The 21,125-nt window shown below is 28.7% G+C and carries 18 protein-coding genes; 4 read left to right on the top strand and 14 right to left on the bottom strand.

Annotated elements, in window-relative coordinates:
- Window positions 1-303 precede the first annotated feature (303 nt).
- The 4 genes from Q0087_RS03450 to Q0087_RS03435 all read left to right on the top strand — a co-directional run bounded on the left by Q0087_RS03450 (window position 304) and on the right by Q0087_RS03435 (window position 5,454).
- Window positions 304-2,139 (top strand): DUF128 domain-containing protein, encoded by a 1,836-nt coding sequence (locus Q0087_RS03450; RefSeq protein ID WP_297898281.1) that lies wholly within the window; start codon window positions 304-306, stop codon window positions 2,137-2,139.
- A gap of 476 nt (window positions 2,140-2,615) precedes the next feature.
- Window positions 2,616-3,419: a molybdate ABC transporter substrate-binding protein gene (gene modA, locus Q0087_RS03445; RefSeq protein ID WP_297898280.1), complete on the top strand. Its 804-nt coding sequence runs from the start codon at window positions 2,616-2,618 to the stop codon at window positions 3,417-3,419.
- Between the two features lie 99 nt (window positions 3,420-3,518).
- Complete coding sequence (locus Q0087_RS03440) at window positions 3,519-4,301, top strand: ABC transporter permease (RefSeq protein WP_297898279.1); 783 nt, start codon at window positions 3,519-3,521, stop codon at window positions 4,299-4,301.
- 34 nt (window positions 4,302-4,335) lie between these two features.
- Entirely contained in the window at window positions 4,336-5,454 is a 1,119-nt protein-coding gene (locus Q0087_RS03435) for an ATP-binding cassette domain-containing protein (RefSeq protein WP_297898278.1), read from the top strand.
- Between the two features lie 211 nt (window positions 5,455-5,665).
- Here Q0087_RS03435 and Q0087_RS03430 read toward each other — a convergent pair whose 3' ends face one another.
- From Q0087_RS03430 to fdhF, 14 genes are all read right to left on the bottom strand, one after another.
- Window positions 5,666-5,977 (bottom strand): DUF2097 domain-containing protein, encoded by a 312-nt coding sequence (locus tag Q0087_RS03430; protein WP_297898277.1) that lies wholly within the window; start codon window positions 5,975-5,977, stop codon window positions 5,666-5,668.
- 30 nt (window positions 5,978-6,007) lie between these two features.
- A complete protein-coding gene (locus Q0087_RS03425; RefSeq protein ID WP_297898276.1) occupies window positions 6,008-6,301 on the bottom strand; it encodes a DUF2097 domain-containing protein in 294 nt (97 codons plus the stop codon).
- A 346-nt stretch (window positions 6,302-6,647) separates the two neighbouring features.
- A complete protein-coding gene (locus Q0087_RS03420) occupies window positions 6,648-7,469 on the bottom strand; it encodes a formylmethanofuran dehydrogenase subunit C (RefSeq protein WP_297898275.1) in 822 nt (273 codons plus the stop codon).
- Window positions 7,470-7,478: 9 nt separating this feature from the next.
- Entirely contained in the window at window positions 7,479-9,188 is a 1,710-nt protein-coding gene (locus tag Q0087_RS03415; protein WP_297898274.1) for a formylmethanofuran dehydrogenase subunit A, read from the bottom strand.
- A gap of 12 nt (window positions 9,189-9,200) precedes the next feature.
- Window positions 9,201-10,550 (bottom strand): formylmethanofuran dehydrogenase subunit B, encoded by a 1,350-nt coding sequence (locus Q0087_RS03410; RefSeq protein ID WP_297898273.1) that lies wholly within the window; start codon window positions 10,548-10,550, stop codon window positions 9,201-9,203.
- Between the two features lie 15 nt (window positions 10,551-10,565).
- On the bottom strand, window positions 10,566-11,051 hold the full coding sequence (locus Q0087_RS03405) for a molybdopterin dinucleotide binding domain-containing protein (RefSeq protein WP_297898309.1): 486 nt from the start codon (window positions 11,049-11,051) through the stop codon (window positions 10,566-10,568).
- Between the two features lie 65 nt (window positions 11,052-11,116).
- Window positions 11,117-11,347, bottom strand: a complete 231-nt coding sequence (locus tag Q0087_RS03400; RefSeq protein ID WP_297898272.1) for a ferredoxin family protein — start codon at window positions 11,345-11,347, stop codon at window positions 11,117-11,119.
- A gap of 41 nt (window positions 11,348-11,388) precedes the next feature.
- Complete coding sequence (gene fwdF, locus Q0087_RS03395) at window positions 11,389-12,426, bottom strand: tungsten-dependent formylmethanofuran dehydrogenase subunit FwdF (RefSeq protein WP_297898271.1); 1,038 nt, start codon at window positions 12,424-12,426, stop codon at window positions 11,389-11,391.
- Window positions 12,401-12,877: a 4Fe-4S dicluster domain-containing protein gene (locus tag Q0087_RS03390; protein WP_297898270.1), complete on the bottom strand. Its 477-nt coding sequence runs from the start codon at window positions 12,875-12,877 to the stop codon at window positions 12,401-12,403. The genes fwdF and Q0087_RS03390 overlap by 26 nt, the downstream gene beginning before the upstream one ends.
- A 509-nt stretch (window positions 12,878-13,386) precedes the next feature.
- Window positions 13,387-14,757, bottom strand: coding sequence for a chloride channel protein (locus Q0087_RS03385; protein ID WP_297898269.1), 1,371 nt, complete (start codon window positions 14,755-14,757; stop codon window positions 13,387-13,389).
- 141 nt (window positions 14,758-14,898) lie between these two features.
- Window positions 14,899-15,903 carry a GTP 3',8-cyclase MoaA gene (moaA, locus tag Q0087_RS03380; protein ID WP_297898268.1) on the bottom strand — a complete coding sequence of 335 codons (1,005 nt, stop codon included), beginning with the start codon at window positions 15,901-15,903 and terminating at the stop codon, window positions 14,899-14,901.
- Window positions 15,887-16,576, bottom strand: a complete 690-nt coding sequence (mobB, locus tag Q0087_RS03375) for a molybdopterin-guanine dinucleotide biosynthesis protein B (protein ID WP_297898267.1) — start codon at window positions 16,574-16,576, stop codon at window positions 15,887-15,889. Before mobB ends, moaA begins: the two co-directional genes overlap by 17 nt.
- Before the next feature lie 848 nt (window positions 16,577-17,424).
- A complete protein-coding gene (locus tag Q0087_RS03370; RefSeq protein WP_297898266.1) occupies window positions 17,425-18,639 on the bottom strand; it encodes a Coenzyme F420 hydrogenase/dehydrogenase, beta subunit C-terminal domain in 1,215 nt (404 codons plus the stop codon).
- Between the two features lie 29 nt (window positions 18,640-18,668).
- Complete coding sequence (gene fdhF / locus Q0087_RS03365) at window positions 18,669-20,729, bottom strand: formate dehydrogenase subunit alpha (protein ID WP_297898265.1); 2,061 nt, start codon at window positions 20,727-20,729, stop codon at window positions 18,669-18,671.
- Window positions 20,730-21,125 lie beyond the last annotated feature (396 nt).

The following is a 21,125-nucleotide window of genomic DNA, read 5'->3' as shown; positions in this document are numbered from 1 at the left end:
AAGAAATATTATATATCAATATTCTTTAAATAACTACTATTAATTTTTTATTTATTTTAAAATTATTATTAATAATATAATTTAAAATAATATTTGATATTTCTAATTATAAATAATTGTTTTTTATTAGATAATTTAAATAGTTAAATAATATAGTTAGATAATAATTAAATAATATAATTAGTTAATAATTAAATCATAATATATGGCATAATTTTATATTATTATTTAATTATTATAATTTTATAATATTATTTAATTATTATTATCTATAATGCATACCCTGATTCTTAGGAGTTTTTTATGTCAGAATCACAAGAAAAAATCATTGAAATATTGAGAATTATAAATGAATATGAAAAACCTGTTGGTGCTAGAGTTGTTTCAAAAGAGTTAATAAACAGAGGTTACGACTTAGGAGAAAGGACTATTCGTTATCATATGCAGATTCTTGATGAAAAAGGATTTACAAAAAAAGTTGGATATTCTGGAAGAAAATTAACCCCATATGGAAAATTACAGCTGAAAAATGGACTTATATATGATCATGTGGATTTTGTGTTTTCAAAGTTTGAAGAAATGATATATCAAACTAATTTTGACTATGAGACAAAAAAAGGAGATTTAGTAGTAAATGTTTCAAGTTTGACATTAGAAGGCTCTGAATTAGATAAAAAAGAAAATAATCCTATGGAAATAATGAAAAATGTTTTTTCATCTGGATTAAGCATAAGTCCATGCATAGGTCTGCAGAAAAAAAATATTGAAGGCACCGATAAAATAGAATATTTAATAAGGACAATATGTGGAACTACAATTGATGGAATGCTTTTGAAAAAAGGAATTCCTAGTTTACCTATTTATGGAGGACTTATAAAAGTTAAAGATTATGTTCCTCAAAGGTTTACTGAATTAATATCCTATAAAAAGACATCTATTACCCCCATAAATGCGTTTATAGCAGATGGAATGACTTCAGTTTTAGATGTTATTGAAACAGGAAATGGAATTATACCTGCTAATTTTAGAGTTATACCAAAAGATTCTCTTGAAAAAACTAAATCAATTCTAAGTAAATTAAACAAAATTGGAATAAATGGAATTATTTCAATGGGAGAAGGTGGAGAAAAAGTTTTAGGAATCAATGTAAACGAGAGCATGGCAGGTATTGCAATTATTGCAGGAATAACTCCTCTCTGTGCATTAAAAGAATTAGAATATCCTGTTGAAATGAAAATAAGCGATGAAATGGCTAATTTTGAGAAATTAAATCCCGTGAATAATGTTCTTAGCAGAAAAAGAAAAAAATCTACAAAGAATACTGAAAATCAATTTCAAAATTGCATTTTAAAACCTTCAGCTAAAGAAAAAGAATTGAAAGTTTCCTTTTTACTTTCAAAAGCATGGAATCTTATTCAAAATGTTAATTTTGATGTTGAAACACGCCAAGGTACTTTAATAAGTAATTTATCATATGTAAATAAATCAGACCTAGATGAGTCTATAGAAATAATGCGTAAAAGTTATAAATTATCCAAAAGGTATCTAAGTCCTTATTATAAGATAGTTGAACCTGAAAAAGGAACAAAATATTATGAAGATAATAAAATAGGGATAGCAACAGTTTGTAGTTTGTCAACTGATGGAATACTTATTAATAAAGGCATAATGTCAACCCCCAAATATGGAGGAGTATTAGAAATAGGAAAAAGTCCTTTCTTTACAGAATTAATTTCATATGATGGTTCTTCAATAGACCCCCATGAAATATTCATTTTTAAAAATATGACCTATGTTCTTAACAAATCAAATTATAATGAGAATCATTTAAGCAGTGATGATTATAATTTAGATATTAATGATTCAAAAAGAATATTAGCATCAATAAAAGAAGTTCCATTTATTGCAAGAGAAAAAAGTAAAGAAATACTTGATGGAATGGCAAAAATAAAATTACCTATTTTTAAAATAGGTAAACCTAGAGAACTTATTTATAATGCAAAAGTAGATAGTTACAATTTTGGATTCGTCACAGGTAGTGGATTAAACCAAATAGCCGCTATTAAAGAAAGTGGAATCGATGTTGACATTAAAGCAGTTCAAGGAACAATTGAAATTGATGAAATGGAACTATTATAAATAATAAATTTTATTATAAATAATAGAAGTTACTAATAATAAAAATCCAAATTAATTAATTTTATAATTAAATTTTTTATAATTACATTATTTATGACCATATTATATAAAGTAAAATATTATTTTTAGTATTTTATTAATATTATATATTTAAAAACTCTTTTTTTAGAATTAAGATAATTATAATAAGCTTAATGATATTGTAATTAATAATATTAATATTCATAAGAATAAATAGATATAATATAAATATATTTTTTTATAATTTATAATATAAGATCATAGACAACTTCACAATAAATTCAAAAAAATGTTCTTATTTTTACTATTCTAACTTTATTAGGTAAAATACATTGTTAAATTATTGCATAACCAAGAATTAATTAAAAAAACTTATATAAAAGGTAATACAAAAATACAGACGATATGAAAAATATTTCATGAATGAAATATTTAAAAAAATTAGGAAGGATAATATGAATAAGAACAGTAAAATAATAGTTTTAATTATCGTCATAATTGCAGCAATCGCTGTTGCAGGAGTATATTTAAGCGGTACACTTACAAATAGTGGCTCAAATGAGGAAGGAAGTGTTGATGTATTAGTCGGTGCTGGTTTTAGTAAAGTTGGCGCAGATCTTATTAGTGAATTTAATAAAAAATATCCTAATATAAAAGTAAATGCTAAATATGGAGGTAGTGGAGAGTTATTCGCTACACTTGAAACACAAAAAAGTGGAGATGTATTTTTACCTGCAGATTACAAATATATGGAAGATGCAATGAATAATGGATATATGGAAAATAATACTGTTAAAAATGTAACAAAAAATGTTCCAGTGATTGTTGTTCAAAAAGGAAATCCAAAAAATATAACTTCACTTGAAGATTTAGCAAAGCCTGGAGTTAAAGTAGCTGTTGGTGAGCCAGATGGTCCAGCAATTGGTAAAACTACACAAAAACTTCTTGAAAAAAATAATCTAACTGATTCAGTAGGAGACAATGTAGTAGTTACGACCACTACTGTTAATCAACTTCTTACTTACATTGTAACTGGACAAGTTGATGCCACAATAATCTGGGAAGATATGACTGTATGGAAAGAAGGTGATGGAAAAATACAAGTTGTTGAAATACCAGATGATGAAAATATAGAAAGTACTGTCCCTATTGGAATTACCTCTTTTGTAAAAGATAAAGAAGCTGCTTCAAAATTTGAAGAATTCGTAACATCTGAAGAAGGTAAAAAAATATGGAAGGAATGGGGATTTGAAGTATAGATAATACTATTAAACTTCAAATTTTTTTACAATACATAGCCATAAATAAATAATCATGAAAAATAGTTTTATTAGTTAATTATAAAAAGATGGTAAAAAATGCGCTCAAAGTTTGAATTATCATTTATAGGATTAACTATATTTGTAACTATCCTATTTTTTGTAGTTATTGGGAGTATGTTCCTAATACCTACATTTAAAGGATTTATAAACGCATTATTTTCAGAAGAAATGGTTTTTGCAATTTCTCTAACTTTAACCACTTCTATTGTATCAGCAATATTAGTTATGTTATGCTGTATTCCAATGGCATATACTTTAAGCAGATACCAATTCCCTTTAAAAGGTTTTTTTAATATCATCATTGATTTACCAATGGCATTTCCAGAAATTGTCATAGGAATAGCCCTTTTAATGTTTTTAGGATCAAATGGTATTGGTTCTTATCTTGATAGTATGGGAATTAGTCTAGTATTCAATAGTACTGGAATAATAATAGCACAATTTTTTGTCGCGCTTCCTTATGCTGTTAGAACATTATACTCTACATTCAATTATATTGATCCTCGATACGAATTTGTTTCAAGGAGTCTTGGATATAGTGAAGTTGCCACTTTTATTAATGTAACACTGCCAATGTCGAAAAATGGACTTTTTGCAAGTAGTATTATAACAGTTGCTAGATGTATTGGAACTTTTGCTTCAGTACTATTTGTCGGAGGAGGCATATTAATGAAAACAGAAACACTTGCTGTTTCAATGTATCTTAATTTGTCAACCGGAGATATTGATATGGCTATAACAGCAGGAATACTATTAGTCATTATATCATTTATAACCATAGCAGTAATGGAAAGATATGCAAAAGAAAGCAACTTATAGCAATTTATAAATATATTATTTATTTTGTGATTTTATGTATTTAGAAATAAAAAATTTAACTGTAGATTTAGGGAATTTCTGTCTAAAAGACATAAGCTTAAGTATACATGAGGGGGAATATATAGTACTCATTGGACCTACAGGAAGCGGAAAGTCTGTACTATTAGAAACAATAATTGGATTTTATACAGCAAATAAAGGAGAAATCATATTAAATGGAAGAGCAATTAACAACTTGCATCCAGAAGAAAGGGGAATGGGAATAGTATATCAAGACAACATTTTATTTCCAAATATGGATGTTTATGAAAATATTGCTTATGGAGCTAAAAAAAAGTATTCTGATGAAGAAATCGATGAAAAAATAAAAGACATAGCTGAAAAGATGAAAATTTCACATATTCTTCATCGAGATATATCTACATTAAGTGGAGGAGAAGCTCAAAGAACATCACTTGCAAGAGCGCTTATTGTAGAGCCAAAAATAATATTGATGGATGAACCTTTTAGTGCACTAGATATTACAACACAAAGTAAACTAACTTCAATGATTAAACAAATCGTGAATGATTATAAAACAACTGTAATACATATAACTCATAACTTTAATGAAGTTTGGAATTTAGCAGATAGAGTAGGTGTTATGAAAGATGGAAAACTTCACCAATTATCTTCGGTTCATGAAGTATTTTCTAAACCAGAGAATAATTTTGTTGCTGACTTTGTAGGAGTTCGTAACATCTTTGAAGGAACAGTTATTGAAGCAGACTTTGAAAAAGTAATTGTGAAACTTGACAGTGGATCAACGATCACTAGTTCAGACACAGAATTTGTTGATAAAATAAATAAAAAAGGAATTAAAAAGATTTTAATTGCTATTCGTCCAGAAAACATAATATTTTCTAATGAATCATTTGAATCATCTGCTAAAAATCAATTGAAAGGAAAAATTATTAATATAAGAGAAACAGGCCCAACTGTTTTAGTTAGTGTGGATGTTGGAGGAGATATATTTAGAGGGCTTTTAACAAAAAGTTCTGCAGAGGTTCTTGAAATTAAAAATGATAAGGAAATTTATATGAGTTTTAAATCATTAAATGTTACAATACTTGACAAATATAAATATAATAATAATAATAATACTGAAAATTAAGAATCTGTCAAAAAGAAAATTATAAAAAAGAAAATTATAAATTGTAGAATGATATCTAAATCATATCAAAAATAAAGAATTAAAGAATAAAAATAAAAAAATTAGAATTTATATAGTAAATGAAATTATTTATTGTCCATAATTATAGCATGAAGAAATTAAATATTAAAATATTCTAAAAAATGCTTATTAAATTACTTAAAAATTTCATTTAAATATCACATTTATCAATTAAGATTATGGTTTTTTCATTATTATTTTTTGGAATATGAATAACTTCAATTAATTCTTCCTTAACCTCTTCCAGATCTACTTCAACAGTAGAAGTGAAAGTTTCCTCAGAAACGTGAATAACAACTTTTAAACCATTTTTACCATTATATTCAGAAGTATCAATATTTAAGACTTCACCTGGAGTGAAAACTCTATTATAAGAAAGTTCTAATATATCATAAACCCGAACATTTTCTTTAATATATTCAATAGCCTTATCACAATCCATTTCAAGCTCATTTATACTCATAATCTCACCCAGTAATTATAAATAGTTTGATTAATCTTTTATAACAATGATAGTTTCTTTTTCATCAGTAATATGTCCTATTTCTAACAAATCATCTTTAATATCATTCAAATTAACCCTAACAACATCACTAACAAGTTCACCATTTAAATGTAAAGAAACAATAATATTTTCTTCCCCAAATTCTTCTTCAGTTTGTATGCTTAAAACATCCCCTGGAGCGTAAACTCGATTATAAGACAATTCTAATACATCTTCTTCCTTTACATTTAATTTAACATATTCTAAAGCTTCATCAGGCTTTAAAACAATCTCTTCTTTCATAAACATCACTTAATATTTAGAGTAGTTAAACACAATATATCAAATATTATTTAAAAATAATATTTAATATAATATTCAAAATTTTAAAATTATTAGTTTTTATTAAATAAATATCTAATTAATATTCTATTAATAAATTGAATTCATTACTAATTTTAATATCATATTTTTTAAATTATACAACTAAATCCATTAATTGATTATAAAATTTTATATCCCTAATTTTACAAAATATGAAAATTTAATAAAATTTTCTAAATCAAAAAGTTAAATAATATTCAAAATTTTAAAAATATCATGTTAAAATAAATAAAAAATATAAAAAAAATAAAAAAAGGAAAATTGATTAGTAGAGTAAATGTCTATTTTTCTCTGCAGCTAACCAAAGACTTCCCTTACCATTTCTAGCAATATCTCCTGTAAACTTTATATAGTTTCCTGAGAAAGATTTTCCAGAGATGGTTGGATTTTTAACAAAATCTTCTTGTTCGAAACCTTCAAGGAACCTGGAAAGAGATCCATTGATAACAATGTCACCATTTTGCATCTGACCACCTGGCCATCTGGTTACATCACCATCAATTTGAATGAGGCCTTTGTTCATGTGAATACCAGCGAGAATATCACAGTTACCTTTAACATGTATTTCTCCACCAGTCAAACATTCACCCAGTTGTTTTCCAGCATTCCCATGAATAGTAATGATTCCTCCAGTCATACCTCTCCAATCACCAATATAAGAAGCACCACAGAATTCTTTTACATTACCAATAATCTCTAATTCCCCACCAGTCATTTCTCTGCCAGCATAACTTTCAGCATCACCATTAACAAGGATACTACCTCCAGCCATTTCAGCACCACAATGAAGATCTACGCTACTGTTTGCAATAATTTGACCATCAGTCATTTTAGTACCGATATATTTAACTCTACCTAAATCCCCATTAAGAATCATTTTAACTTGTGCAGGAGATTCAGCTTCTCCTTCCACTTCTACATCAAAGTAGTCAGAAAGTGGAAACTTGGAATTTCCAATAGGCACCATATATTTTTCAAAATCGGATTTTTCCCAACCATAAATTTTGTCAGGGATTAATTCATCAAATTCAAGTGCTATTGGAGAAGTTTTCTTTTGATTAAAAGTTATAGTTTTCAAATTAAACACCTCTAATTCCTATTTACCTGCTTGGATATTGACTTCAATTGGGTTGTGCACATAATGATCATGTACCACATAATTTTCAAATTTAATTGTGTAATATTTATTAAATGTTGGCATGATTTTTTCCATAAGTGCATCTTCTTTTTCTTCTAATCCTTTAACATTTGTCCAAATAGTTTGACTTTCTTTAGTAGAAACAATGTCCCCATTTTGAACAATAATTTGACCATCTTTAACAGTTAAATTAGCATTACCAAATGCATGTTCAATAGCTTCATATTCTTTTGAAGGATCAATATCATTAGGATTAATATCATATACCGCTATATCAGCTCTAGCTCCAACACCTAAATGGCCCCTATCAGTGAACCCATAAGCTTTAGCAGGTGCAGATCTTGAAATAGTAGCAATTTCATTGAAATCATATTCCCTATCCAAAGTTGCAAGAGAAGATTTTCTTCCAACAGCTTTATGAACTTCCCCATTTTCTATCATTTCTGTTCTACGTTTATTACTCATTAACCATGATATTACTCTAGGATATCTTATGAAAGGACCTGCATTAGGACTGTCAGTGGTTAACATGATTTGCCATGGATTATCTACCATCAAGAACATTTCAAGACCAATAGCCCATTGAACAGAGTGTACACTGTTTCTTCCAGAGTAGATAAATGGTACAATACCAGCAGCTGTTTCGAGTTCAATATCTTTATTAGCCCATTTAAGGCCATTTAATTGGTGAAGATCGAATTCCATAGGAGCATCTGCTGTCATAGTAGTAGTTTCATCCAATGTAATTTGACCAACATCACAAGTAACATAATCATTTTTATTAATAAATTTTGCAACTTCTTCAGCACCAGATTCAAAGTCTCTCCAATTGTTTCCAGCATAAGAGTGATATTGAATATGAGTCATGTGAACAGTTTGATCTCTTACAGGAGAATTTTTAGATATGTCTTTAATAAGATCCATGGTGTCTACTGTAGTATTATAGTTACCTGGATGTCCTAAATCATTAGGATGAAGATGTATAGAGTGAGGAAGTCCTAATTTTTCATTAGCTTCTGCTAATGCATGAATAACTTCACGAGAAGTGACATCCCAATATGGGACTGGATCATCTAACCCATGTACATTCATACCCCAACCCCAAGCTTCACTACCACCAGGGTTTACAATTTTAACACCATAACCTCTTGTAATTTTCAACCATTTAGATATAAAAGTAGCCAAATCATCAATATTTTTTTCTTTTGCATATTCTAATACAAACCAGTTATTACCAAACAAAGGTAATGCTGGGATATCAAGATTAGGAATTGCTAAAATTTCTTCATGAGTATGTTTTGCTTCTAAAGGAGGCATAGCTGCTTCCACAACAGTTCCATACCCCATTCTTGAATATCTGTAACCAGTTGCAGGACAACTTGGAATAGAAAATCCAGTTTCTGCACGAGTAGTAGCGGTTTTAGGTTTAACACCCCTTCTTGAATCTTCAGGCCTGTATAATCTTCCAACAACTAATTTTGGCCCAGCAATATGAGAATGAGGATCAACACCAGCAGCCATAACAACTTTATCTGTTGCATCAAGCACTTTAGCATCAGAAGAAACGCTGTCTACAATTTTACCATCCTTAAACATTACGTCTTTCTTTTCCCCTTCTACTTTATTAGTAGGATCATAAACGATACCATTTTTAATTATGTATTCCATTAGATCACCTATTTATTTAGCAGCCATCTGTGAGCCTTTAATTTTTTGAACTCTTTCGTGGAGTTCTCTAACAATCCATTCGTCATCCCTACAAGTTTCAGGTTTATCGATAGCCTTTTTCATATAAATTGGAACACCATCCATCCTATAACTAGTTCCAGCAGCTTCTACACCAATGAAAGAACCAGGTAGAACAATATCAGCAAGTTCTGTAGATGGCCCCCAATGAATATCAATTTGTATAACAGGGATATTAGCTAAATGTCTGTTAGCGCCTCCAGGGAAATGAGCTCCAGGATCAGCAGCTATTACCATAAAAACATCAGGTTCTTGTCTTGTTAATAAATCAATAGTGTTAGTTTCACCATTCATATATCTTGGATAACCTCTTGAAAAGTCAACACCATATGGGAATCCCATTTCAAATGCCATGAAAATATTAAATCCATTAACATTAAAGTGTCCTCTCATAGGAACTAGATTCCATTTGGTAAACTTGTTTAAATCTTGGATTAAATTAATCGCAATATCAATATTTCTTTGTTTAGATAAAGTATGAGTTAATCCTAAACCAAAGAAAAGAGAACCATATTGAGTAGTTTTCATAGCTTCAACAAGCTCTTCAATATCTTCTTTAGGAATTCCAGAAATTACATCTTTTTTAAGTTTTTTACCTCTTAAAACAGCCCTCATAGCATTGTAAAATTCATAATCCCCATTTTGTTCGAATCCTACCCATATATCAGACATCTTTGCAGTATCTGTATATCTTGGATCCATAGTAACAACAGTCTTGTCAAATCTTCCTCTTTTTCTGAAATATCCTCTAGGGAAAGCAGAATATCTTCCTAAATGTCTTGGATGAGAATTCATTGCGTTGTTTCCAGAAAATACAATCATATCTGCTCTATTTTTAACTTCTCCTAAAGTGTTAACAGGATATCCTGCATTTTGAACAGCCTGAAGAGAAGGCCCGTGACAAATAGTAGCTTGATTATCTAAAACTGCACCTACTAATTCTCCTAATTTAATACCATGTTTCATGGTTTCAATAGAAGTTTCACTCCATCCATAGAATACTGGCCTTACAGCACCAGCAATAAGTTCTGCAGCTTTATCCAATGCAGTATCCCAGTCAGTTTCAACAAGATCTCCTTCTTCATTACGAATCATAGGAACCAATAATCTTTGATCCATATCTTCCATAACTTTACTTGCACCTAAACGACAAGCATGTCTTACTCCAACAACATGCCCATTTTTAACCAAATAGGCCAAATCATCACAATTACAACCACAGAAAGCACAAGTACAATTTTCGACTATTTCATCATAGTCTGTAATTGGTTCTTCATATGCCATATTTACATCTCCTATTTATTCTTCTGGCTTGGTTATACCTACATTAATTCTTTTGTCAGTTAGACAATTAGTAGATTTTTCGGCATCTTTATCATATTTCATATAAACTTCTGCCATTAAATCAGCCATAAGTAATGGTTCTTTATCAGTTTTTTCAATGGTTGCTTCAACCCCTTTATATGTAGGGTCACAACAACAGTAAGTCTCAGGACTTACAACAACATTTGCCCATGGCCCTTTACAAATAAAAATTTGGCCTTCATGAGGAGCATCCCTGGAATGAGCTGTAAAAACTACAACTTCTCCCCAAGCAGTCTTCACTAAAGCAGTATCCCAATTTTTAACACCTAATCTTGCCATATCTCTAGGATCCATATAAGCAGTACCAGAAGCATGTCTATATTCATCTTTTAAAGTAGAACCTCTCTTTTTACATGCTCCTTGATAAATATCAGACCCAGTGTTTAGCATAACTTCAAGTTTATTTCTCTTAGTTGCCATAGGTTCATCATATTTAACAACATTTGGAACAGGTGGTTTTTCAATATATGTCATAATTAGCACCTCTATTCTAAAAATATGGCATCAACAGGACAAAACATTTGACAAGTTCCACACTTAGTACATTTGTCCTCACTAAAAAGTTTAATAACACCATTTTCAACCATCATTATTACTTCTTCTGTTCTAGATCCATGCCCACCAGCAACTTCATTACTGATTGAAACATTTACTGGGCATGCAACTACACATACCCCACATCCAAGGCAGTTATCTTGATTTACTTTAAGTTCCATATAATCACCAAATAAATAATAAAATAGCTATATTATAGCTATTAGTTTTTTAAAGCCTCAAATTTCTCTATCCAGGATTTAGATTTAGTTGGAGTGTGATCAACATTAGTAATTTTAACATCTATAGCATCAACAGGACATGCTCTCTCACATGCACCACAGTGTATACAATATTGTTCATCTTTGTTGATTTTATCAACCATAGTAGCTGGTCCAGGAGACTCAGGGAATGATAAAACATCACAAGGACATACATCAATACAAGTTCCACAGACAGTACATTTATCTTCATCAACATCTAAAGTTCCTTCATATTGTTTTTTAACTTTAGCTGCATCTACTGGACAAATTTCTTCACACCAACCACATTTAACACAAAGTTCGTCATCAATAAATGAACTTCCAGTTGTTACAGCATCCGCAGGATTTATATCATATTCTCCATAAGAACAAATCCGACAAGCTGCTTTAATTGCATCCACAGGACATGATTTCTTACAGATTAGACAATATACACATTTATCTTTGTCGATATCAATATTTTCTGCACCAGGAGTCCTATCAACATCTATAGCATCAGCTGGGCACATCTCATCACATATTCCACAATGAATACAAGTATCCTCATCAACTTCTATTTCACCTGTAACTAAGTTTGGTCTTTCTGGTAAAGATCTAGCTATAGTTATAGCATCTCTTGGACATGCGATTTCACATCTTTGACAATAAATACAAGCATCATCATCAATTTCAGCAGATGCTACATAATGAGGATATGAAGCAATAGCAGAAATAGGTTCATTATCTATAGTGAAGTCCAAAGCATTTACTGGACATAAACCACTACACATACCACAAAGAACGCATTTATCTTCATTAATATCGATTTTAGAAACATCTACTTCTTCTCTTACAATAGGTCCCATATCAGAAACAGATATGGCCTCTACAGGACAAGTAGACTCACATATCCCACAACCAATACAAACATGATCTTTGAAAGATAAATTTCTTACTTCTTCTGCTGATCTTTTAATGTCAAAGCCTTCATCTTTAACTTCTTTCGTATTCGCGATCATTTTTTACCTCCAAAATTTTTATAGAATTTGTTGGGCAACCTTCTTCACAAAGGAGACAACCACAACAGTAAATGGAGTCTATATGAGCTTTCAAGGAGTCTAAAGTGACAGCCTTCATTAAGCACAAATCTACACACAATCCACAGCCAATACATGAATCTGAAACTTCTGCACAGTAATCTCCATTTTTACAAATTAGAGTAATTTTACGAGTTTTTTGCTCATCTTTAAACAAAGTTTGTGTCATAATTAAAAAATCTTTGGGACACATATTTGTTATAGCCTTAGCTACTTCGATAGAATTCCAAGATAAATTTCGACCATTAAGATAATGAGAAACAGTTGAACGATCGATATCAAGTTCATCTGCAATCATTTGCTGATTAAAACCTTGTTTTTTCAGCTCAATTGCAGCTAAGTATTTAAGACCAGAAGCAATATGATTTGGCATGCTCTCTCACCATGTGTATTATATACACATTTAATTCCTATTAATATAAAGATATCTACTAGACATATGTAGAAAGATTTATATAATAAAGTGTAATTAGTACACAGTGGACATTTATTAAAAATGATTAAAATAAAGCAAATAATGAATAAGACGATTAATAGCTGTATTAAATTGAAAAAAATGATTTAAAATTATATTCAAATAATATAAGTTTAAATATAAGATATTTCAGAAATATAAAGATTTTGAAAAAATAGAAAATTTCAAAAAATGAAACAAAAATTAGGAGTTCCAAAAATATTTTATTAATATATCTAAATGATAAAAATATAAAGAAAATTAAATAAAAAATTATAGATAAATAAAAATTAAATAGATAAAATAAATTTAAATATAATTTTTAAAATCAATTTATTTAAAAAATTAATTTATTATAAATTTATGATATCAATATATGAAAAATAATATTTAAAAATTTTAGTTGAATAATGATAGAATATAATAAGTCAAATATATTTTTGATTAGAAATTGATTCTTTATTTAAGTTATGTCTTTCTAGACTTATATCTAAAATACTTTCATTTAGAGATTCTCCATTGAAATAGTTAGAAATAATTAGAGATATAACAATAGCTAGAATAGAAAATAAAGAAGTTGAAAAGCTACCACTTATCTCAAAACAAAAAATAAATGCAGTAATAGGAGTTTTTACACTAGAAGCCATAAATGTTATCATTGAAATTATAACTATTGTACCATAATAAGAATTATTTAAACCTCCAATTATCAAAAATTCTGCAATTATTCCACCAATTAATGCTCCAACTACAAGCATAGGTAAAAATAAGCCCCCAGTAGATCCAGTAGCGGTTGAAAATCCTATAAGGAATATTTTAATAATTAGAATAAAAATTAAAGCATATAAAAAATATTTAAATTCAAAAATATGGAATATGATATCTATTCCACTTCCAGATGTATCTATAAATAATAACCCAATAAATCCAGATAGCGTGAAAGCTAAAGTTATTAACAAAAAAGACAGATAATTATTAGATTTGAGTTTAAGAAAGAATATTAGGAAGTTTTTAATAATTAAATTATAAATTAAGGATAAAAAACCTATAAAAACACCAATTATAATGGGAATATAAATATAATTTAAATTTAGATTAATATTTCCAGATACATCTAAAAGTATGAAATTAATATTAAACAAATAGCATAATAAATAAACTATACAAGCGGCAGACAATCCACCAATAATAATAGAGATAATTAAATAAAATGTATGCTTGTTTTTTAAATCAATTATAGAAATTGTGTGGTTTTCTTCAATGGAAAATAATATTGCAGATAATGGAGTACCCAATGCAGAAACAAACCCTCCAGCTGACCCAACTGTTAGAATTACTTTTTTAAGATGAGAATTAAAAATATTTAACTTATTAAATATCTCATTTCCAATAAGAGTTCCTAAAAAAACAGAAGGTCCTTCAGCACCTAAAGATAAACCTCCAAAAAAACTTAAAAAACTACCCAAAGTTGTTGCAATAATTATTTTTAAATTATCATGAAAATTTATAGATCCTCCAATTAATGCCATACTTCTTGATATACCACCACCAGAAGATTCTCTAACATTTTTAATATTAAAATACATTAATATGCTTAATACAAATAATAATATAAAAAATAGAGGAGCATAATTAATATTTAAAGAGAAAAAATTATATAAATCTTTAGAAAGTTCCATTAAAAAGTTAGAGGAATATCTAAAGAAAAAAAGAATAAAACCAGAAATGACGCCAGTAATTATACTATAAAATATATATTCTCTAAATTTATTGCCCTGATTAAAATTATCCTCACTCAATTTATACACCATAATAATATAACATTAAAACAAAAAAATTACTAATTATTAAAAAATTACTAGTTACTGAAAAATTGTTAATTAGTAGAAAAATTATAATATAAAACCTATTAGAAAATAAATAAAAAAGCAATAGAATATTTATTGGCTTTCATTAGTATAAAAAGGTTTTCGATTGTTAATTCCATCTAAGAATATTTTTTGAAGAGTTTTATCAGAAGCACCTTCTCTTAAAGGAGTAATTATATCAATGAGATTATCATTTCTAAGCAAACAAGGTTTAATTTTTCCTTCTGGAGTTATTCTAAGCCTAGTACAATTTTCACAAAATTTGGTATTATCCATTGGGCGAACAATTTCAATTTCACCATCATCAATGAAGTACTTTTTCCTATCTTGCATAAACTTACGAGTTCTAACTTTTTTTGCTATCTTTTCCAAATTTTTTTCTATTGAACTAATATCAAAATGATATTCTTCACTAAAAGCATTATCATCACAATTTTCAGATGTCATTAATTCAATTAGTTGAAGAACAATACCATTATTTTTTGCAAATTTAAACATTTCCATAACTTCATCATTATTAATATTTTTCATGACAACCATATTGAGCTTAACTGGATTTAAACCAACTTTAACTGCCTTTAAAACCCCCTTTTTCGCTTCTTTAAGATAATCTTTTGTAGTAATCTTTTTATAAGTTTCAGCATTTAATGTGTCAAAACTAATATTAACCCTATTTAAACCAGCATTAACAAGATCCTGAGCATATTTAGCTAAAAAAATCCCATTGGTAGTTATTGAAATATCTTTAAATCCTAAAGAAGAAGTTTTTTCAATTATTTCAACTATGTCTTTCCTAATAAGAGGTTCTCCGCCAGAAAATCTTATTTTTTCAACACCTATTGATTTGGCAATTTTTAAAATTTGAAATATTTCATTTGGAGTCATCTCATTATTGGAAGGCATCATACCATCATGATGACAATATAAACAGTTTATATTACATCTATTAGTTATAGAAAGTCTAAGAGAAATTATGGGACGATTATATCTATCTTGAACTTTTTTTGAGGAATTATTATCCAGAGTATCCTCTAAAAAAGGAGATAGTTTCTCTTTTATATTATTCTTTGTTTCCATTATCAATCACAAGTTCCACTTTATCAAATTTTTTTATCCCATATTCTTCAGTTTTAAGAGAATCTAACATCCCTAAAATACTATTTTTCATGAAACTACTTACAAATGAGTTTACTCCAATGACTTTTTCATTTATAGAAAGAAGTACCTCAACATCATCAGTTTTAATTTGATTTTTTTGATTTATAATAGCTTTTGCAATAGATTCACCATCATTAAGTCCACAAATATCAGTATACAATGTGTCAACTATATCATAACTATTATTCTCAATTAAATCAACAAGATCAGGTATTTCAGAATCTTTAATATTCAATGCATCTACATTTTTTAAAGTAAAGTCATCAGTAATCTCTTCTGATGTGGAAATTTTAGCATAATTATAATTTTTGAACCCCTCAATTACAACAAAATCTGGTTCATCAATTATTTTTATTAAAAATAGCAATCTTTCTAAAGGTAAATCTTTAGCTATGTTAAAAAAAGTACGACTACCTATCCCAACTACTGTTTCAGAACCGGCTTCTTTATGTTTCCAAGTATCAGTGTTTTCTCTATCCATTTCAAGCATATGATGAGAATGTTTAATACTGGCAACCTTTAAACCCCTATTTTTTAGTTCTTCTATTATTTTAACAGTTAAAGAAGTTTTACCAGTGTTTTTCTTACCCACAACAGAAATTACTTTAATCTTAACACTCTCCCAATCTAATAAAACTTATTTAATATCTTCTCCAAATCTAATGAAAACTATTTAATACATGAAAAATCTAATTTAAATCTAATTTAAATCTATTGATATATATAAAGATAATGAATTCAAACATTATAATTAATGTAAATTTATATAATTATAATAATTATTATGATAATAATTTTTATTTTAATTATACATAATACATTATTTATAAAATTTTTTGATTAGATAATTTTTTAGTTTATAATATATATAGTTTATATTTTATTTAATATTAAATTTATCATACCCAATATTATAGTTAAAAATAATAATGAAAATAATGAATAAAAACATTTTAAATTAATAAACAAAGACAATGATAACTTAATATTTTTGAAATCTAAATAAAAAAAGAAGAAAAATAAAATAAAGACATTGATAAATTTAAATGATGAAATCTTAATTAATCAGATGAGCGGTTCTGATATTATTAAAGAGGGTACCTATTTCCAATATCTAATTCTTATTTTCTTCTGAAAAAAATTTTTCTACTATAAATAATTTTATTACCAAATTTAAAATAATATAAATTTTCTCGCCATTTTAAATTTATAGAAATCCAAATTTTAGTCATTGAAATTATGAATTTTAGTTATATCCAATTTTACAACTAAAAATTAATAATTTTTTTAATTAAAATAGTAGAAAAATAATCTAATAGGAAAAATCTATCAGATTCTAATATAGAAATATCTTAATATAAATTACATAATTCCTATTAGAGTAACATCTACCAATACAATATATTAAAAATATTTTCTAATTTAATATTATTAATAAACTCAATCTTTCAATCCTTTATCCTGATAGTAGGTTAATGGAGAAACAACTCCACCAAATTCATCTTCTACACCACGATAATAGTCAAAGACTTCTTGTATTTTAGCATTAATAGTATCCCATACTTTAGCTACGGGAATTTCAGAAGGGCATACTTCTTCACATTGTCCACAATTAGTACAAGAATCTACCATATGAATCATTCTTTCTAAATGGAACATTGGAGCTGCAGGAATTAAAGCCTTTGTAAGCCATTCAGGACCATTAGATTCTAAAGAACATTCTGAACAGTAACATATAGGGCAAGCTTCACGACAACCATAACATTTCATACATCTAGAGAATTCATCTTGATATTCTGCAAATACTTGAAGGATATCTCCTTTAATATCCCCATAAGCAAAATTTTTAGATTTATTAGCCAAATTAACCATTGATTGATTAATTTTACCTCTGATTTCGATTCCTTTAGGATTAGCTTCTTCAATATTCACTACTCCAGCACCTATAGCTTTATCTAAAACTTCTGCACCTTTATCTGAGAAAACTTCAACAAATGTTGCTTTTCCAGCTAATGGACCAATGACTCCCCAGTTACCTAAAGCCATGTCAGCCATTTGAGGTATGTTGACTTCACATCTTTGACAGTTAGATCTTCTACCTAACCCCTCTTCTTCAAGTTCATCAATACCAAATGATTTTTCATCATTTTCTGTTTCAATTATTAATTTTCCCTTAGCTATTTCTTCTTTAACTACCTTATCTGGATCCATTTCATAGACTTCTTCAATCATTTGTCTTGTTTTGACAGGAGGCATTGTTCCGCCACAGTTAACACCAACCATGATCAAATTATCTTCTAAAACTCTTCCTTTTTTGATAAGCTCCCGTATAGTCATTGCATCACATGGTTTACATGTAACTGCTACTTTAATATCATGTAACCCATCAAGATATTTTTCCACAACTTTAGCAATATTTAGAGTACCACAATGAAGAGAGCCCGCAGATTTTTCAATATCTTTAGGATCATTTATCAAAGTAGGAACAGCATCATAAAGGTCAGCTCCTTTTTCAACAGCCAAAACTGCATCAACTATCCCATTTTCAAGCATATATTTCATTAATGTAGTTACAGCACCACCATATTCACCTTTTTTAGCTAAATCATCATCAGCAGACCACATATAACACATATCATTAACTTTTACTGACATTTCAAATCACTTCCTTAACCAGTTACCCATTATTCAATTTTTTCAACAACTGCAGCACAAACTTTTAGCTCTGCCATTTTTGACTTAGGGTCAAGTTCTTTAGAAGTAGTTAACCTATTCGCTGAAGCTTCTGCAAAATGCATTGGTATGTTAATTTCTCCTTCTTTTATATCATCAGTTACTCTTGCAGAAATTTCAATTTCTCCTCTTCGAGATTTAACTTTTACAAATTCCCTGTTTAATATACCTAACTTTTTAGCATCATTTGTATGAATTTCAACATAGCCCATCGGCAACTCATTGTCAAGAGTTTTACATCTTCTAGTCATACTAGCATGATAATGGAATAATGTTCTTGTTGTAGTTAATATTAAAGGGTAATCTTTATCTGGAAGTTCAGATGGCCCAATATATTCTGCAGGTTCAAATACTCCCATTCCATCAGGATGAGCAAATGTATCTACATGCATTAAACCAGTACCGGGGTGATTTTCATCAGGACAAGGCCAATGTAATGCTTCAGGACGTTCTAAACGTTCTCTATTCATACCTTTATATTGAGGAGTAATTTCTCTCATTTCATCAAAAATTTCTTCTGCATTTTCATATGTAAATTGTTCTGGTTCTGCCCCCATTTTAACAGCAATTTCTTTCATAATTTCCCAGTCAACTTTAGCTTCACCTGGTGGGTTAACAGCTTTTCTTACAAGTTGAACTCTTCGTTCACCATTAGTAAATGTTCCTTCTTGTTCACCCCAACCTGCAGCAGGAAGGACCACATCAGCATATCTACCAGTTTCAGACATGAAAATGTCTTGAACAACTAAGAAATCTAGATTTTCCATTGCTTCAATAACATGATTAGTATCGGGATCTGAAAGTACAGGATCTTCACCAGTTATATACATTGCTTTAATATTACCTGCAGCTGCAGCATGAATCATTTCAACAACGGTAAGTCCAGGTGCACAATCATCTAAAGTACAAGTCCAATTCTGTTCTACTCTCCTTTTAGCATCTACATCAACTACTTTTTGATATCCCGGATAATCTGTTGGAAGTGCACCCATATCACAAGCACCTTGAACATTATTCTGTCCTCTTAGAGGATTTACACCAGTTCCATCCCTTCCAATATTCCCAGTTAACATTGCTAAATTAGCTGTTGACATTACATTATCAGCACCATGCCTATGTTCAGTGATACCTAATGAATAAACAATTGCTGCTTTATCTGCTTTTGCATACAACATTGTAGCTTCAACTAATTTCTCAACATTTACTTCAGCTATTTCAGAAACTTTTTTAAGGTCATATTTACTAACAACTTCTTTTAACCTTTGATAATTTTTAGTTCTATTTTTAATAAATTCATCATCTTGTAATCCTTCATCGATGATAATTTTCATCATAGCATTTAAAAGTGGTACATCTCCACCAGACCTAAATTCCATATAAATATCTGCAAGCTTTGCTGTTGGAGTAAATCTTGGGTCAGCAACAATAATTTTTGCACCATTTTTTTTAGCTCTTATGACCCTTCTACCAAATAAAGGATGAGCTTCCATATTATTGGAACCAATAATAAAAATTACATCTGCTTCTTCAATGCTTTTAAAGTCATTGGTCATGGCCCCAGACCCAAAAGTTCTTGCGAGCCCTGCTACAGTAGGCCCATGACAAATACGTGCACAATGGTCTACATTATGAGTACCAATAACTTTTCGTGCAAATTTCTGGGTGACATATATGTTTTCATTTGGTGACCTTGCACAAGCTAAAAAGCCAATATTATCAGGATTTTCACTTTTAATTTCACCTAACTTATTTGCAATAAGATCTGTAGCTTCATCCCAGCTAGACTCTTTAAATTCACCATTTGGTTGTTTTATAAGTGGTTTAGTCAACCTATCTTCCCTATGAATAAATTCATGAGAAAACATCCCTTTTGGACATAATTTTCCTTCATTTACTGGATGTCTTTTCCATGGTTCTACACCAACGACCTTTTCATCAACAACAACAAGGTTAAGTCCACACCCAGTTCCACAATATGGACATATTGTAGGAACATATTTCATTTCAATCATTCAATACTCTCCTTAAATGATTTATATAAGTCTTAAATGACTTATATAATAATATAATTATTATTCTAATAAAATTATTTTTCAATATAAATTTAACAGGACAATTTAAGAAATAATCAATTATAATGAATCAATATAATTGAAAGTACCTTATATTAAAGAAAAGTTGTATAGATAATTGAAAACATTTGCATATAAAGCAAATTAAAAAAATTTATAGTATAATGCCTAATGCTAAATTAATTATCTAAATACTATAATATTTAGTATATTAGTCTTAGTTAATATATTATTCTATTATTCTATCATAAGTCTAATTAAATCAACATATTATCAATTTAAAAACTAAATATCTAAATATAAAGTAATATAAGCAATATCTAATGGAATACTATA

Source organism: uncultured Methanobrevibacter sp. (assembly GCF_937881195.1).
Taxonomy (GTDB): domain Archaea; phylum Methanobacteriota; class Methanobacteria; order Methanobacteriales; family Methanobacteriaceae; genus Methanobinarius.
This window is presented reverse-complemented; position numbering and strand designations above follow the sequence as displayed.